Consider the following 16018-nt stretch of genomic DNA (forward strand, 5'->3'; position numbering starts at 1 on the left):
ACCTCCTTGTTCAAGTCGAATGGTACAACTTCCTATGTTTAACTTCGCTTGTACAAGCGAACATATAGGAGTGAGTGATGACCACCGACGCACCCCAGCTCGCCTGCCCGATCCAGCGGGTCCAGACCCTCACCGGTGATCCGGCCTGGCAGGTCTGCGGCTACGACCGGGTCAAGAAGCTGTTCACCGACCCCCGGCTCGGTCGTTCGCATCCGACGCCGGAGACCGCCGCACGCACCACCGCCTCACCGTTCTTCGGCGCTCCCCTGGGCAATTTCGAGACCGAACCCGCCGACAACGCCCGGATGCGGGAGTTGCTCAACCCGTTCTTCGCCCCGCGCGCGATGCGAGCCCTGCAACCCCAGGTGGAGGCCTACACCGCCGAGCTGCTGGACGAGATGGCGGCCAACGGCTCGCCCGCCGATCTGCACGAGGCGCTGGCGGTACCGCTGCCGCTGCTGGTGATCAGCGAACTGCTCGGGGTGCCCTACGACGACCGCGGCATGATCCGGGAGTGGACCGCCGGACTGTTCGACAAGTACGACGCCGCGAAGGCGTCGCGGGCCGGCGCGGAATGGTTCCTGTACTGCAAGGAACTCGTCGAGCGCAAGCGTAAGGAGCCCGGTCCGGGCGTGCTGTCGAAGCTGTGCGAGGTCGAGGACATCAGCGACGACGTGATCGCCACCCTCGCGCTGGGCCTGCTGCTGGCCGGGCACGAGACCTCGGTGGTCGAGATCGGTTTGGGCACACTGGCACTGCTGCGCCAGCCGGATCAGTGGCAGCTGCTGGTGCGGCGACCGGAGCTGGTGCCCCAGGCGGTCGAGGAACTGCTCCGGGTGCACAAGTCGACCGGATTCGCCCGCTACGCGCGCACCGATCTGGTGATCGAGGGCGTCGAGGTGAAGACCGGGGAACTCCTGCTGCTCGACGTGGATTCGGCCAACCACGATCCGACCGTCTACACCGATTCGCGCAAGGTCGACATCCTGCGCCAGCAGGGCGCGCACCTCGGTTTCGGCTACGGCCCGCGCTACTGCCTGGGCGCGCCGCTGGCCCGGGTCGAGCTGCAAGCGGTGTTCGGGCAACTGACGCAGCGCTTCCCGACGCTCCGCTTGGACGCGGACCCGGAGACCCTGCCGCGGCGCGACGACGTCGCGACCAGCGGCCTGCTCTCCCTGCCGGTGGCCTGGTGAGAAAGGAGTCCGCGATGACCACGGAGTCGACCTCCGCCCGGTGCCCCGTCACCACGACCCTGCACCGGACCACCACCGCGCTCGGCCATGAAGGCTGGGTCGCCACCGGTCACGCCCAGGTTCGCAGGCTCTACGCCGATCCCCGGCTGGGCCGCGCCCATCCCACTCCCGAGACCGCCGCGCGCGCCTCGGACTCGATGTTCTTCGGCGGACCGATGGGCAACTTCGACACCGAGCCGGCCGATCAAGCGCGCCTGCGGGAGCTGGTGGTGCCGTACTTCTCCCCGCGGCGCATGCGCGATCTCACACCCCGGATCGAGGAGCTCACCACCGCGCTGCTCGACGAGATGGCCGCCACCGGCTCACCCGCCGACCTGCACACCGCCGTGGCGGTTCCGCTGCCCCTGCTGGTCATCTGCGAGCTGCTCGGCGTGCCCTACGAGGATCGCGACCAGTTCCGCGCCTGGACCGAGGGCCTGTCCGAGCAGGTCGAGACCGCGAAGGTGCAGGAGGGCGTGGCCGGGCTGTTCGCCTACTTCCTGACCTTGATCGAACGGAAGAAGGCCACCGGCGGCGACGACGTCCTCGCCCGGCTGTGCGCCCGGGGCGACCTGGGCGATCACGGCATCGCGATGCTGGGTCTGGGGCTGCTGTTCGGCGGGCACGAGACGACGGTCGTGGAGATCGGTCTCGGCGTGAAGCGCCTGCTGGAGAACCCGGAGCAATGGCAGGCGCTGGTGCGCGATCCGGACCTGGTGCCGACCGCGATCGAGGAACTGCTGCGCGTCGCGCCGATGCCCCGGATTCCCCGGTACGCCCGCGACGATGCCGAACTCGACGGGTGCCCGGTCCGCAAGGGGGACCTGGTGCTGCTGGACCTGGACTCCGCCAATCACGATCCGGCGGTCTTCCCCGATCCGGACCGGTTCGACGTGACCCGCACCGGCGCGGCGCACGTCACCTTCGGCCACGGGCTGCGGCACTGCGTCGGCGCACCGCTGGCACGCATCGAACTGCAGACCGTCTTCCGGCAGCTCGTGACCCGGTTCCCGACTCTGGAACTGGCGGTGGATCCGTCCGAAATAGCATTGCGCACAACCACTTTCACCGGCGGCGTGCGGGAGTTGCCCGTGCGGTGGTGACCGGCGGCCGGCCGGGCTCTTGTTAGGCTGCGACCCCCAGGGGGTCGCACGACTGACAGGAGCCACGGTTGTGCCGTACGCGATCTCCGCGGGCGCGAAAGTCCACTTCGTCGACAGCGGCGGCGACGGTCCCGCGCTGATCCTCGGCCATTCCTTCCTGATGGACCACGAGATGTTCGACGACCAACTGGCCGCGCTCGCGCCGCAGTACCGGGTCGTGGCGGTGGACGCGCGCTGCCACGGGCTGACCGAGAGTCCCGACACCGTCTTCAGTTTCTGGGATCTGGCCCGCGACGCCTGGGCCGTCGCCGACCATCTCGGGCTGGACCGGGTGGTGGCGGGCGGCGTGGGGCAGGGCGGTTTCATCGCGCTGCGCATGGCGTTGCTCAGTCCGCCGCGGGTGGCGGGGCTCGCCCTCGTCGGCACCTCGGCGCGGGAGTTCTCCGAGCCGCAGCGGGTCGGGTTCCGGCAGGTCACCGACGCCTGGGTGGGATCGAGCCCGCTCGCGGCGATCGCGAAGATGATCGCGGGGCTGGTGATCGGCAACGATCGCGCCGATCACCAACGGTGGCTGGACAAATGGCTCAGCGGTGACCGCCGCCGGGTCGCGCCCGCCGCCGACGCCCTGGTCAATGTCGACTCGATCGCGGACCTGCTCGGCGACATCGACTGCCCCGCGCTGCTCGTGCGCGGCGCCTCCGACCCGGCGTTCGCCGCGGAGGCGATGACCGCCCTGGCCGAGGGCCTGGGCGGGCCGGTGCGATTCCACACCGTGGCGGGCGCGGAGCACACCGTCAACCTCACCCACGCGGACGAATTCCACGAACTGCTCCGCGATTTCCTCGCCGAGCTGCGCCCCTGAACCCGCGCGGTAGTACTACTCGCCAGGGGTACCACCGGCCGGGAGGCGGCTGAGAGGTGGTCCAGCGGTGCTCTTGCCGGTACCCCGGCCCGCTTGCTGTATTCGATGGGTGATGAGGTTTGCTTACTTGTTCGGCGGTCAGGTCAGTATGACGCCGGAGACGATCGACGAATTCTGCCGGACCTGCCCGGCGGTGGAGAACGCCTACGACGAGGCGGCCGAGTGCACCGGATTGTCCGTGGACATCCTGCGCGGCCGGCATCCGGACGCGGAACTGCTCGGTACACCCGAGGATCGGCACAGTATCGGCGCCCTGCGGCAGGCCGCGCTGAATCTCGGTCTGGCCGAAGATCTCTCCGCCCGGGGCGTGGAGGTGGTGGCGACGGGCGGGCTGAGCCTGGGAGCGTTGATCAGCACCTGCGTGGCCGGGGCGGTGCAGCGGCACGAACTGTTCGGGATGCTGCGCCATCGACGACTGGTGCCGAGACCGGACGATATCGCGGGCCAGGGCATGGCGCTGCTGTCGGTGCCGATCGAGGACGTGCCCGAGCGCTACTACGGGCAGGCACGACCCGGGCTGTACCTGGCCGTCGACACCGGGCCCATCGACGGCGTGAACCGCTCCTTCGTGCTGTCGGGGTACACCGCGGCACTGCGCGAGCTCCACGCGGAGATCGAGGCCGCGGCCGACGCCCGGCACATGTTCGTGCTGGACGCCTACCAGGGCGCGTTCCACTCCCCCTTGCAGCAATACGCCGCCGAGTTCATGCGGGAGTTCGTGAGCGGCATGACTTTTCGGGATCCGCGCGTCCCGGTGTGCTCCCCGGTGTCGCAACGCAGTCTCACCACGGCGGCCGAGGTGCGGGATTTCGTGTGGCACAACAATCTGCTGCCCGCCCGCTACGAGCCGATCATCCAGGAAATGGACCGGCTCGACGTGCGGGGCGGGCTGGTGGTCGGCCCGGGGCTGCCGCCGCCCGCCGTCCAGCCGTTCCCGGTGGACGTGGTCGCCGAACCGGGCGATCTCGACCGGCTGCCCGCGTCCGGACCGGTCGCGATCGTGGAGGCCCGGTGAATCGCCTCGCCGGGCGCCGGGCGCTCGTCACCGGCGCCGGCTCGGGTATCGGCCAGGCCATCGTCGCGCGCCTGCTCGCCGAGGGCGCGGTGGTGACCGGGGTGGGGCGCACCGCCGCGGCACTGGCGAAGACCCGGCAGCTGGCGGCCGATCACGGTGCGGCCGAACGGTTCAGCTACGAGATCCTCGACGTCACCGACGACGTCGCGGTCGCGGAGGTGGTGCCGAGACTGTCCGCCGACGGGCTCGACGTCCTCGTCAACGCCGCCGGGATCATCCGCCTGTCGCATCTGCACGAGACCGGCATCGAGCTGTGGAACACCGTGCTCGGCACCAACCTCACCGGTCCCTTCCTGGTCACCCGTGCCGCGCTCCCCGCGCTGCTGGAGAGCGAGCACGCGGTGGTGGTCAACATCAGTTCCAGCGCGGCCACCTATGCCGCGCCCTACCGCGCCGCGTACGCCGCCAGCAAGGGTGGGCTGGAATCGTTCACCCGCACACTGGCTTTGGAGTACAGCAAGCACGGCCTGCGCGCGGTGTGCGTCTCGCCGGGCGGCATCGAGACACCGATGACCTACAGCCTCACCGATGTCCCGGCCGATATCGACGCCGGGCTGCTGAGCAAGATGGCCCCGGCCATCGGACCGCTGCTCGGCTCGCCCGAGATGGTGGCGGGTGTGGTGGCGATGGCGGCCTCCGACGACGCGGCGTTCATCACCGGCACCACCATCCAGGTGGACGGGGGCGCGCACATCTGAGGCTGTCGCCTACGGGACCCGCAGGATGCGCAGGGCAGCGCGTTCGATGCGGTCGGCGATCTTCTCGTAGGACTCGTAGCCCATGCCTGGACACCGCCGACGGCATATTCCGCGACGTCGTCGACCGCTAACCGCAAGCGGCGACGCGCTGCAGGATGCGCAGCGACCCGGTCACCGAGAGCTCGCGGAACTTGCCGCTGTCGAGCGCACGGCGGTAGATGCCGAACGGGGCCTGCCCGCCGTCGGCGGGGTCGGGGAAGACGTCGTGGATCGCCAGGAGCCCACCGCCCGCGATCCAGTGCACCCAGTTGTCGTAGTCGCGCCGGGCGGCCTCCTCGGTGTGGCCGCCGTCGATGAAGAGCATGGTCAGCGGCGTGCGCCAGAGGCGCGCGGCGGCGGTGGAGGACCCGATGATCGCGGTGACGGTGTCGGTCAGGCCGGCCCGCACCATGGTGCGCCGGAACGCCGTCACGGTATCGAAGACACCGGTCTCGGGGTCGACCAGACTCGTGTCGTGGTACTCCCAGCCCGGTTGGTGCTCTTCCGAGCCACGGTGATGATCGACGGTGACGACGGTCGCGCCGGTCGCCCGGGCCGCGGCGCCCAGATAGATCGCCGACTTGCCACAGTAGGTGCCGATTTCCAGAATGGTTCCCGTCCCCGCGTAGTCGCGGGCGGCGGCGTAGAGCGCGCGCCCCTCGTCTGCCGGCATGAATCCGGTGACCTGCTCGGCGAGCGCGAACAGCGCACCGGCCTCGGCGGAGATCTCGTCTACGGGTCCCATGACTCACGCTAACACAGCAATTGGAATACACTCCGGACTACCGTCCAGCAGATCGCCGGACAGTGATCGGCACAGGAGACACGTGATGAAGACTCGCCTCAACTGCCCCTGCGGTACCCAGATCAACGCCGACAACGAGGACGACCTGGTCACCCAGACCCAGGCGCACCTGGCCGCGAACCACCCCGATCACGACTACACGCGCGACGAGATCCTCTTCATCGCCTACTGACCACGCTACTTCGCGGTCGGCAGGGAGTTCTGCAGTCTGCCCACCTCGGTGATCGTCCAGCCCGCGTTCCGCTCGATGGTCAGCGAATAGGTGACTGTGGTCGGATCTGGGTCGCCGAGACCATCTCCCGCTCCCCCAGCGGCAAACCCGACTACCGCTGGGCGACCGACTACGTGGCGGGGCGCGCCGCCGACCACGCGGCGGACTGAGCTAGTTGGGCGTGTCGGCGACCTCGATGTCGAACTTCGTGTTGTCGCCCTCGACCGAGGTGACCGTCACCTTCACGTCGTAGGTGGCGCCTTGCTCGGTGAGCGTGCAGGTCATCGTCGCGCCCTTCTCGGCCTTCAGGTCCTCGGGGCAGGTGACCCGGTCCGGGGTCTCGCCCACCTGGTTCGCGAGCTGGGTGCTGATCTGCTCGGCCACCGCCTCCTTGTCGACGGTGGCGGTGCCGACCGACACCGAACATCCGGCGGATACCGCTGCCGCCGACAGCAGTGCCACGAGGACGGCGGGAACAGTGCGCAGTGCCCTCATGATCGAACCTCACTCATGCCGAGGGAAAAGCAGGTTAGCTGTAAAGTTACTCTCAGATCCCCCGTCCGGGAGGGAATTCGGGGCGACGTTGTCGAACTGTGCAATGTCGCGGCACGGGCCGGAAAATCACTCCGCAGTCCTATTCGATGTCATACCGCGGGATTACGAGAGGTGAGAATTCCGCCGATAACTTCGGGATCATGACGACGTCCTCCCTGGTTCCCGCATCATCTCCCTCGTCACCGCGGCGCGGCGCCGACGGTGACTACGCCCGGCTGCTGCGCCGCATTTCCGAGGCCGGGCTGATGCGCCGTCGGCCCGGCTACTACGCCGTCCGGCTCGGCCTCGTGGGGACCGCGTTCGTCGGCGGGTGGGCGGCGTTCTTTCTTGTCGGTGATTCCTGGTGGACCCTGCTGGTCGCCGCCTTCCTGGCCGTGACCTTCGCACAGATCGCCTTGGTCATGCACGATGTCGCCCATCGCCAGGTCTTCCGGCTGCGGCAGCCGACGGAAGTGATGGGCCGCATCGTCGGCAATGCCGGCATCGGCCTCGGCTACGGCTGGTGGCAGGACAAGCACACCCGTCATCACGCCAATCCCAACCACGAGGAACTCGACCCCGATGTCGCGCCCGACATTCTGGTCTGGTCACAACAGCAGGCGCGGTCCAGCCGTGGTCTGCCCCGCCTCATCGGCCGGGCGCAGGCATTCCTGTTCTTCCCGCTGCTCGTGCTGGAGGGCTTGAATCTTCATGTGGCAGGTGTCCGCGCGCTCAGTAATCGATCGATGAAACACCGCGCGGTCGAGGGCGCGCTGCTGTTCGGCCATTTCGCCGCGTACGCGACCGCGGTCTTCGCGGTGCTGCCCGCCGATAAGGCCATCGCCTTCATCGCCGTGCACCAGGGGCTGTTCGGTCTGTACATGGGCAGCATTTTCGCCCCGAACCACAAGGGCATGCCGACCCTGACCGGCGACGATCGTCCGGACTTTCTCCGTCGTCAGGTCCTGACCTCCCGCAACGTGCGTGGTGGCCTCGTGACCGACCTCGCGCTCGGCGGGCTCAACTATCAGATCGAGCATCACCTGTTCCCGAGCATGCCGACCCCGAATCTGGGTCGCGCCCAGGTGATCGTCCGGGACTACTGCGCGGAGATCGGCGTCCCGTACCACGAGACCGGGCTGGTCGCGTCCTACCGGGAGGCGCTCGTCCACCTGCATCGCGTCGGTGCGCCCCTGCGCGACCCCGACCGTCAGCCGAAGTAGCCCGCGTAGTCGCGGTACGGCACCTGGCCGGTGGGGCTCGCCTTGATCGCCGCGGCCATCTGCGGCGGGATCGGGGCCCAGTAGGCGGGCATCCCGGCCGCCAGCGTGGGGTTCAGGATGTAGATCAGGGCGAAGTTCACGATCCACAGCGGCGGCGCCATGGACATGCCGACCTCGGCGCTGACACCGCCCTTCGTGTTGGTCACCAGCTGCGCGGCACCCGACATCTGCTGTGCCGCAAAGCCATACGCGGCCTGGACCGTGTAGGCCGAGCGGTAGAGCGCGGTCAGGCTGTGGAGCGCGCCGTTGTCCCGCAACCAGTTGCCGACGAAACCGCCGGGCGCGATGAGGGTGTTCACCTGTCGGGTCGGTGCGTCGGCGTTGGCCGGGCTCTCCAGCAGTCCGCTGGGGTTCACGTACAGTCCGTAGCTGCCCAGCACCGAGGTCACGCTCTGCCCGTCGACCTCGGAGTAGACGGGGCGGCCCACCGTATTGGTGAGGATCTCGACACAGGCGACGATCACCGCGGCCGCGTCGAGGTTCCCGCCGACGCCGCCCCCGGACGTGAGGTCGAGATACTGCTGCTCGCTCAGCGCGTCGGCCCGGTTGAGACCGATCTGGCCCGCGATCGTGTCGGCCCACTCCTGACCGAGTGGCTGATTGAGCTGGTCCGGACTCGTCAGCTGCGTCGGCGCGACGTACTCGTAGGCGGGCGCGCCGGAGAAGGGAAGCGAGAACCCGGTACCGTCGCCGTTTGCCACCGGTTGGCCGGAGACCGTCTGCGTCCCCGCGACCGCGAGGAGGCACGCACCGATCATTGCCACGATCAGGTGGAACCCGTGTCCGACAGCGGACCGCCGCGCCGGGCCCGCCCACGATGTGCTGCGCATTTCTACCCCTCAGACAGTGTCGAACGAGGTGAAACCAGCTTCCTGGTCAGTCAAAGCCGTGGTCGCCACCGTGTCAACCCCGAGGCAGCCGCTCCCGGCTCGATGGTGCCGAGAAGTTGCCATCACCCGGGTTCTGCCGTGACCGGGGCGCCGTCGATATTCCGTTGCCGACGTCGCACCGCCGCCGCTAGGGTCGATCCCATGTGTGGCACCGCGATGATGAAGCCCTGGTCGTTCCGCTGACGGCGGCGACCGGACCTCTCTGACCCCCTATTCTTCCGCCGCCGTCCGAGCAGTCCTGCCGGGCGGTGTTTCCTGTGCCGTGCCCGGCTCCTTCCTCGAACGACGGAGCCCTCCATGTCGAATTCCCCCGCGCCACGACGCGTATCCACTCATGACCTGCCCGCGGGCGCGAGCGCGCACCTCAGGGCGATCGGTGTCCATCACACCCTCGGTGATCGTGCGGTCCTCACCAATACCTCGATCACCGTGGCCGCCCGGTCGCGGCTGGCGATCGTCGGCGAGAACGGCCGCGGCAAATCCACCCTCCTGCACATTCTGGCCGGGCTGATCCGGCCCGACACCGGATCCGTCACCCGGGTGGGCACCCTCGGAATCGCCCGCCAGTCCATTCCCTGCCGAGCCGGAGAGACCGTCGGCACGCTGGTCGCGGAGACGATCGGCCCCGCGTTGCGGGCGCTGCGTGCCCTCGACACGGCCACTCTCGCCCTCACCGAGGGTGTGCCGGGCGCCGATGACGCCTACGCCGACGCGCTCGACGCCGCCACCCGGCTCGACGCCTGGGACGCCGAACGCCGCGTCGATATCGCCCTGGCCGCCCTCGGCGCGTGCACCGACCGGGACCGCGCGCTCGCGACGCTGTCGGTGGGCCAACGCGCGCGCGTCCGATTGGCCTGTCTGCTCGGCGCGGCGCCGGACATCATGCTGCTCGACGAGCCGACGAACCACCTCGACCGCGCCGGTCTCGAGTTCCTCACCGAACGGCTGCGCACCCATCCCGGTGGGGTGGCCGTGGTGAGCCACGACCGGGCGCTGCTGCGCGACGTCGGCACCGAGTTCCTCGACCTCGACCCCAGCCTCGACGGCCGACCGCGGCTGTTCAGCGGAGGCTACGCGGGCTGGCAGGACGGCAGGAATCGGGCACGGGCGCACTGGGAGCAGGAGTACGCCGACCAGACGTCCGAGCACGCACGCCTGCGCGAGGCGGTCGCCGAGGCCCGTGATCGGCTCAGCACCGGGTGGCGCCCGGAGAAGGGACACGGCAGGCACGAGCGACAGTCCCGAGCGCCCGGCCTGGTCCAGGCGCTGAACCGGCGCAGGGACGCGCTGGCGGCACACGCGGTCACGGTGCCGGAACCTCCACTGCGCCTGCGCTTTCCAGAAGCGGAGGTGCGGCCGGGAGCCGCGCTGGTGCACGCGCGGGGTGTCACGGTGGCGGGCCGCCTCGACGTGCCCGCGACGGTGTCGGTGGTGACCGGCGAGCGGCTGCTGGTGACCGGGGCCAACGGGGCAGGCAAATCGACGCTGCTGGCCGTCCTCGCCGGTCGGCTCGACCCGACCGGTGGTGCCGTCGACCGGCGGCCGACGGCACGGATCGCGCTGATCGGCCAGGAGGTTCCCGCATGGGACCCCGCGCTGACGGCCCAGCAGCTCTACGACCGCCACCTCGGCGCGCTCGACGACGCCGAGCCGGTACCCCTCGCCGCCACCGGGCTGCTCGAGCGGCGAGCACGGCACACTCCGGTGGGCAGACTCTCGCAGGGGCAGCAGCGCCGGCTCCAGCTCGCCGTGCACCTCTCCGCCCGCCCGGAACTACTGCTGTGCGACGAGCCCACCAATCACCTGTCGGCCACCCTCGTCGACGACCTCACCGCCGCCCTCACCGGCACGGGCGCGGCGGTGGTGATCGCGACCCACGACCGGCAGCTCCGCGCCGACCTGGCCGACTGGCCACGCCTGGAGCTCGCCCCGGCGCTGATCGCCGGCTAGCGCGGGCCGTCAGCGGCGAGTGGTCAGGTGTGGGCGGCGCCGTCGATGCGGATTTCGGTGCCACTGATGAAGCGGCCGTCGTCGGAAACGAGCATGGCGATCACGCCGGCGACATTCTCCGGACCGGCCAGTTCCTCTGGGTTGTCCTGCGGGACAACGGCGATCAGGCGGCTGAACAGCGACCAGTCGGAGTCCTGCGGGAGGTAGCCGGGCGTGGCGTCGGTGATGCCCGACTTGATGCCGCCGGGGGCCACGCTGACCGCCCGCAGGCCCTGCTTGCCGTACTCGAGGGCCAGCACGTGGGTGAGGGATTGGACGCCGCCCTTGCTCGCGGAGTACGCGGCCATGTACGGATGCGCGAAGGTCGCCGAGGTGGAGCTGAAGTTGACGATGGTGCTGCTGGGGTTGGCGAGCAGGGCGGGCAGGGCCTCGCGGGTCACCAGGAACGTGCCGGTGAGGTTGATGTTGATGATCTGATTCCACAGATCCAGGGACGTCTCGTGGGTATGCGCGGCGCGGAGCACGCCCGCGGCGTTGACGAGAGCGTCGAGCCCACCGAGGGTCTCGACGGCGCTCGCGACACCGGCGACGACGTCGGACTCGTCGCCGATGTTCATCTCGAGGGCGGTGAATCGGATGTCGGTGCCCGCTTCGGCGGCGCGCTTACCGGTCATCTGCAGGCCCTCGGCATTGACATCGGCACCGACGACGATCGCACCCTCGGACAACAGGCGGAGCACGGTGGCCTGGCCGATGCCGGATCCCGCTCCGGTAACCAGGATGCGGCGCTGTTCGAGACGGTTCATGAGATCTCTTCCTCGTCGTTCAGGGTGTTTCTGGCACAATATGCCACAAATGACACGACGTGCAAGGAAGTCATCGATGCTGGGTATAGTGCGCCGGTGACCAGGCAACGGAACCAGGCAGCGACCGCACCGGGGCGGCCTGCGCTCAACGAGATCCGCCGTGCGGCCACCCGGCGCGAGGTGGCCATGGTCGCGGCCCATCTCTTCGCCGAGAACGGCTACGCCGCGACGACCGTCGAGGACATCGCCGCGTCGGCGGAGATGGGGTTGCGGACCTTCTACCGGTACTTCTCCGGCAAGGAGGACGTCGTCGCCCCGCTGCTGGCCATCGGCACCCAGGCCTGGGCCGACGAACTGGCCGCCTGCCCGCCCGAATTGTCGCTGCGTGAGGCACTGAGCCGCTCCTACCGTGCCGCTACCACCGCGGCCCTGGTCGACGCCGACGTCGCCGACAAGCTCCTGCACCCGCTGCTGCGTGCCGCCACCGAACTCCCCGCCCTGCGGGCGACCTGGCTGCGCGTCCAGCAGGACTGCGAAGCCAGCCTGATCCCCATCATCGCGGCCCGCACCGGCCGCTCCTCCGACGATTTGGACGTCGCGCTCGCCGCCGCCATGGCCAATACGGCGGTGCGCCTCGGCACCGAACGGTGGGCCGCCGAGGCGGAGCCCGGCTCGGCCGCCGACGTCGTCGACACCTGCCTGGCCCGCCTCGCCGCCCACGCACTCCTGTAGCGGCGAGGTCGCTCAGGTGAGCGCTTCGTCGGCGAGGACCCGCACCGCCTCGTCGGGCGCGTAGCTCGCCAGTGCGACGACGAGGCTTCTGATCCCCGTCTGTGTGGATCGCGGCAACTGCGCGTGACGGGCCACATCGAGCTCGTTGGCCATCGTCAGCACGGCGAAGTCATGCAGCTCAGCGCCTTGGACCAGCCGGGAACCTCCGGTGAATCGATCGGCTACCAGCAGCGGTTGTCGCCCGAGATCACGGTAGGTCCGGTCGCGGTCGCACCCACCGTAGAGATACACCAGGGCCTCCGCGTCGTGCCCGATCACGTCCGCGAGGCGCCCTCGATCGATGGTCGGCAGGAGGGCGGTCGCGAATCCGTCCGTACCGTAGGACGCGTGGCAGATCGCGGCCAATCGGGTTCGCGGCGCGGCTTTCCACTCGACCACGAGGTCGTGCACTCGATGCAAGTGTGCGTACAGTGCACCACCGGGGTGGTCGATCTTCTCGGCGCCGAGGGCGCGCTACAGGTCGAACGCGTCCCGCACCACGCCGACGGCAGCGACCCAGCGGGCGGCGTGCCGTGCGACGATGCGCGCGAGCTCGGTGGGGGCGTCCCGAGCGACGAGATGACCGGCATCCGGCACCCAGGAGACCGGGACATCGCGATCGGCGAGAAAACGGTCCACTTCCGCGTCGGTCAGCGGCGACCGGCCGCCGCGCACGAGCAGAAGGGGCACGTCCGATCCGACGGCTGTCGCGTGCAGCGCGGACCCCGCCGCGAGGCTGTCGTCCGCGAGCTCGGCGTGCCGATCGCGAAGCCCGATCTCGCCGAGCCAGGCACGCACCCGATCCGGATCGGATCTCGGAACCACGTCCACCAGCACCAGCCCGGCCACCCGACGCGCGATATCCGGTTCGCCGAGAGCGGCGATGGCCGCGAGCCCGCCGACCGAGGCACCCACCACGACGACCGGCTGCGGCTCGCGCCGCACCATCTCGGCCACATCCTCAGCGAGCACGCGAAGATCTACCGCCTCCCCCGTGCTCTCACCATGACCACGCAGATCGAAGGCCACCGCCCGGAAACCGGCCGCGGCGACCCGCGACGCGACCGGACCCCACACGCCGCGGTGCTCACCCCCGGCATGGAGAAGCAGCACCGTCGGGCCCGCGCCGGTCACGGTTCCTCGCAGGAGGGCCCCATCCCGGGTGAAGTTCACGTCGGTCATGGGCGATCCGATCGCTCGATGTCACCGCTGACACCGGACAGCTTCGGATCGCCCTTGCGCACAGCAGAATCAGCCGCATTCATCGATGCTCCTCGCCGACCTCGGGAATGACGGGGTTCCGTCACGGACGTCGGGTCGACACCCACTCGCATACTCCGTCCCGAACGGTTCGGAGCAGGGGACGAGTTGCCGCCCTGTGCCCACGACAATCATCAGCGACACACCACCAACGGGTCAATCCTGTTGTCCAGGTATCGCCTTCGCCGATAGCGCGCCACACCCCGCGCCGTTCATACCCGGCGCATGGTGGCGTCGTAGGCCGCCTCGGCCATGTCCGGACGGTCCGGGTCGGGCAACCACGAACCGGTGATCGTGGCACCGTCGGTGCTGATGGTTCCGGTGTAGGTCATGCCGAGACCGGCATGCACGAGAGTGTCACCCTCACGGCGCCACCGGTAGTTCAGCGGTGCGCCGGAACCCGAATACACGTGCGCGGCGAAGCCGGAGGCGGCCTCGTCCGGCCAGATCAATTCCAGGCTGTGGATCTCCGTGTCCCCGATCCGCATCCTGCCGTCGAGCTGTAGGAGCCCGCCGTCCAGGATGCGTGTCGCGGTGAGCTCCCCGATGATGTCGTCGTGGTCGGACTTGTGGGTGCGCCCGGTGAGTTCCCAGGAGCCGAGCAGTACATCGAGATCGTTGGCGGTCATGTGCTTCCTCCCTCGGGTGGGTCCTCCAGCCTTTGCCGGCCTTCTCATTCGTAGGTCGAACGGGAGCCGCGGAGATCGACATGCCTGCCGGCCGAGATGGGGGCCTCCTCACCAGGGCACTGGTCCCGCGTCGTCGAAGAATCCGCCGGTCGGTCCGTCGTCGGGCAGGGTCGCGAGGTGAATCGCGATCGCCGCGCCCTGCCGGGGTGTGCGGGCGCCACGGAAATCGGTGAGGTCGGTGGCGGTGAAACCGGGGCAGGCGGAGTTGATCAGGATCTTGGTGTCGCTCAGCTCCTTCCCGTATTGGATCGTGACGGCGTTCAGAAAGGTCTTCGACGCCAGGTACGCCACGGGAATCGGGCCCATGTCGATGCCGGGCGTGGTGTGCAGGGCGAGTGAACCCACGCTGCTGGACATGTTGACGATGCGCGGTGACGCCGAGCCGCGCAGCAGGGGCAGCATCGCGTTGGTGACCCGGACGACGCCGATCACGTTGGTCTCCACCACAGCTCGCACCGTCGCGGGATCGACCGTGGTGGGAGTCTGCGGCAGAGCACCGCCGATCGCGGCATTGTTGACCAGCACGTCGAGCCCGCCGACCTGATCGGCGATCAAATCGGCCGCGGCCGCGACACTCGCGTCGTCGGCCACGTCGAGCGGGACGGCGAACGCGTCGGTCCCCGCCGCACGCAGCTTCTCCACCGCGGCCTCGCGGCGTTGCCGATCCCTCGCGCCCACCCCGACTCGCCAGCCGAGGGCGCCCAGGCCTGCCGCGATCTCGTATCCGATTCCTTTGTTCGCGCCGGTCACCAGCGCGATCGTGGGTTCACTCATGTCGTTGATCATGTTGCGGGCCCAGGTGTCGCGTCCAAGACCGACTAGGTGGCCGCCGATACCGCACGGGTATCGGTCGTGGTGAACGCCCGGATACGATCACCCGGTGGAGACGCGGGAGTTGCGATACTTCGTCGCGGTGGCCGAGGAGTTGCACTTCGGGCGGGCGGCGCAACGGCTCGCGATGGCGCAACCGCCGCTGTCGCGGGCGATCCAGCAGCTCGAACGACGGCTCGGAGTCGTGCTGCTGCACCGCAGTTCGCGCGCGATCACCCTGACCGAGGCCGGGGCGGTGCTGCTGCGGGAGGCTCGGCTCGCTCTCGACGCGGTCGACGCCGCCGAGCGCCGCACCCGCCGCGCCGCCGCCGACCTGCCCGGTGTCGTGCTCGCCACCAAGGCGGGAGCCGCCAGCGAACTGTTGTCGAAGCTGCTGGACGCCTACGCCGCCGAGCCCGGCGCTGTCGCCGTCGAGGTGATGCTGTGTGGCCCCGGCGAACCGGAACGACTGCTACGCAACGGAAGTGCCGACGTCGCGCTGCTGCACCGCCCCTACGACACGACGACCGGATTCGACACCGAGGACCTGCACACCGAACCGCAGATCGTGGTCCTGCCCGCCGGACATCCCCTCGCCCACCGGCCCCACCTCTCGATGGCCGAAGTCGACGCCTTGACCGACCTGCCCCTGCCGCGCTGGCCCCGGCGAGACGGCAGCTATCCGGACGGCCCCGGCCCGCAGGTTCGCGACCACACCCAGTTGGCCCAGCTGATCACCCTCGGACGGGCCTGCGCGGTCGTCCCCGAGTCGCTGCGCGCCCAACTCCGCGCCGACCACGCCACCGTGCCGGTGCCGGACGCGCCGACCGTCACGACCGTCATCGCCTGGCCACCGCACAGCACATCCCGAGCCGTCGCCGACCTCGTCCGTACGGCGACACGCCTCTAACCTCCGCCCGTGCCGTTGATCGACTCGATC

Annotated in this window: 17 protein-coding genes and 1 pseudogene; 10 read left to right on the plus strand and 8 right to left on the minus strand. The window is 69.6% G+C overall.

The genetic code is table 11. From position 1 onward, the window contains the following. Positions 1 to 77: 77 nt before the first annotated feature. From AB0L91_RS20830 to AB0L91_RS20850, 5 genes are all read left to right on the plus strand, one after another. Positions 78 to 1193, plus strand: coding sequence for a cytochrome P450 (locus AB0L91_RS20830; protein ID WP_365012176.1), 1116 nt, complete (start codon positions 78 to 80; stop codon positions 1191 to 1193). A gap of 14 nt (positions 1194 to 1207) precedes the next feature. Continuing rightward, the gene (locus AB0L91_RS20835; RefSeq protein ID WP_365012179.1) at positions 1208 to 2335 is read left to right on the plus strand and encodes a cytochrome P450; all 1128 of its coding nucleotides are present in this window, start codon (positions 1208 to 1210) and stop codon (positions 2333 to 2335) included. A gap of 70 nt (positions 2336 to 2405) precedes the next feature. Then, positions 2406 to 3197 (plus strand): alpha/beta fold hydrolase, encoded by a 792-nt coding sequence (locus AB0L91_RS20840; protein WP_357346754.1) that lies wholly within the window; start codon positions 2406 to 2408, stop codon positions 3195 to 3197. A 112-nt stretch (positions 3198 to 3309) separates the two neighbouring features. After that, positions 3310 to 4272, plus strand: coding sequence for a hypothetical protein (locus AB0L91_RS20845; protein WP_365012183.1), 963 nt, complete (start codon positions 3310 to 3312; stop codon positions 4270 to 4272). Further along, a complete protein-coding gene (locus tag AB0L91_RS20850; protein WP_355272536.1) occupies positions 4269 to 5030 on the plus strand; it encodes an SDR family oxidoreductase in 762 nt (253 codons plus the stop codon). The genes AB0L91_RS20845 and AB0L91_RS20850 overlap by 4 nt, the downstream gene beginning before the upstream one ends. 127 nt (positions 5031 to 5157) lie before the next feature. Here AB0L91_RS20850 and AB0L91_RS20855 read toward each other — a convergent pair whose 3' ends face one another. Then, positions 5158 to 5814 (minus strand): class I SAM-dependent methyltransferase, encoded by a 657-nt coding sequence (locus AB0L91_RS20855; protein ID WP_365012186.1) that lies wholly within the window; start codon positions 5812 to 5814, stop codon positions 5158 to 5160. A gap of 85 nt (positions 5815 to 5899) precedes the next feature. On the opposite strand from AB0L91_RS20855, the gene AB0L91_RS20860 reads away from it, so the two are divergent. Next, positions 5900 to 6046, plus strand: a complete 147-nt coding sequence (locus AB0L91_RS20860) for a DUF1059 domain-containing protein (RefSeq protein WP_357346751.1) — start codon at positions 5900 to 5902, stop codon at positions 6044 to 6046. A gap of 210 nt (positions 6047 to 6256) precedes the next feature. Here AB0L91_RS20860 and AB0L91_RS20865 read toward each other — a convergent pair whose 3' ends face one another. Continuing rightward, a complete protein-coding gene (locus tag AB0L91_RS20865) occupies positions 6257 to 6580 on the minus strand; it encodes a DUF4333 domain-containing protein (RefSeq protein WP_365012190.1) in 324 nt (107 codons plus the stop codon). Between the two features lie 200 nt (positions 6581 to 6780). On the opposite strand from AB0L91_RS20865, the gene AB0L91_RS20870 reads away from it, so the two are divergent. After that, positions 6781 to 7842: an acyl-CoA desaturase gene (locus AB0L91_RS20870; RefSeq protein WP_365012193.1), complete on the plus strand. Its 1062-nt coding sequence runs from the start codon at positions 6781 to 6783 to the stop codon at positions 7840 to 7842. On the opposite strand, the gene AB0L91_RS20875 is transcribed toward AB0L91_RS20870, so the two are convergent. Further along, positions 7830 to 8732 (minus strand): hypothetical protein, encoded by a 903-nt coding sequence (locus tag AB0L91_RS20875; protein WP_365012196.1) that lies wholly within the window; start codon positions 8730 to 8732, stop codon positions 7830 to 7832. The genes AB0L91_RS20870 and AB0L91_RS20875 overlap by 13 nt on opposite strands. A 357-nt stretch (positions 8733 to 9089) precedes the next feature. Between AB0L91_RS20875 and AB0L91_RS20880 the strand changes: the two genes are divergently transcribed. After that, positions 9090 to 10742 carry an ATP-binding cassette domain-containing protein gene (locus AB0L91_RS20880; protein WP_365012199.1) on the plus strand — a complete coding sequence of 551 codons (1653 nt, stop codon included), beginning with the start codon at positions 9090 to 9092 and terminating at the stop codon, positions 10740 to 10742. 23 nt (positions 10743 to 10765) lie between these two features. Here the strand turns inward: AB0L91_RS20880 and AB0L91_RS20885 are convergent, their stop codons facing one another. After that, positions 10766 to 11548, minus strand: coding sequence for an SDR family oxidoreductase (locus AB0L91_RS20885; protein WP_365012202.1), 783 nt, complete (start codon positions 11546 to 11548; stop codon positions 10766 to 10768). Between the two features lie 96 nt (positions 11549 to 11644). On the opposite strand from AB0L91_RS20885, the gene AB0L91_RS20890 reads away from it, so the two are divergent. After that, complete coding sequence (locus tag AB0L91_RS20890) at positions 11645 to 12280, plus strand: TetR family transcriptional regulator (RefSeq protein ID WP_365012205.1); 636 nt, start codon at positions 11645 to 11647, stop codon at positions 12278 to 12280. Between the two features lie 12 nt (positions 12281 to 12292). Here the strand turns inward: AB0L91_RS20890 and AB0L91_RS20895 are convergent. The 4 genes and pseudogenes from AB0L91_RS20895 to AB0L91_RS20910 form a co-directional block, all read right to left on the minus strand. After that, positions 12293 to 12781: pseudogene (locus AB0L91_RS20895) on the minus strand (DUF6817 domain-containing protein); the annotation flags it as partial. A gap of 12 nt (positions 12782 to 12793) precedes the next feature. Then, positions 12794 to 13501: an alpha/beta fold hydrolase gene (locus AB0L91_RS20900; protein ID WP_365012208.1), complete on the minus strand. Its 708-nt coding sequence runs from the start codon at positions 13499 to 13501 to the stop codon at positions 12794 to 12796. A 290-nt stretch (positions 13502 to 13791) separates the two neighbouring features. Further along, on the minus strand, positions 13792 to 14208 hold the full coding sequence (locus AB0L91_RS20905; protein WP_365012210.1) for a hypothetical protein: 417 nt from the start codon (positions 14206 to 14208) through the stop codon (positions 13792 to 13794). A 108-nt stretch (positions 14209 to 14316) separates the two neighbouring features. Further along, on the minus strand, positions 14317 to 15042 hold the full coding sequence (locus AB0L91_RS20910) for an SDR family NAD(P)-dependent oxidoreductase (RefSeq protein ID WP_365012213.1): 726 nt from the start codon (positions 15040 to 15042) through the stop codon (positions 14317 to 14319). A gap of 106 nt (positions 15043 to 15148) precedes the next feature. On the opposite strand from AB0L91_RS20910, the gene AB0L91_RS20915 reads away from it, so the two are divergent. Beyond that, the gene (locus tag AB0L91_RS20915; RefSeq protein ID WP_365012216.1) at positions 15149 to 15988 is read left to right on the plus strand and encodes a LysR family transcriptional regulator; all 840 of its coding nucleotides are present in this window, start codon (positions 15149 to 15151) and stop codon (positions 15986 to 15988) included. Positions 15989 to 16018: the final 30 nt, after the last annotated feature.

The sequence above is a fragment of the Nocardia sp. NPDC051833 genome (genome assembly GCF_040681225.1).
Taxonomy (GTDB): domain Bacteria; phylum Actinomycetota; class Actinomycetes; order Mycobacteriales; family Mycobacteriaceae; genus Nocardia.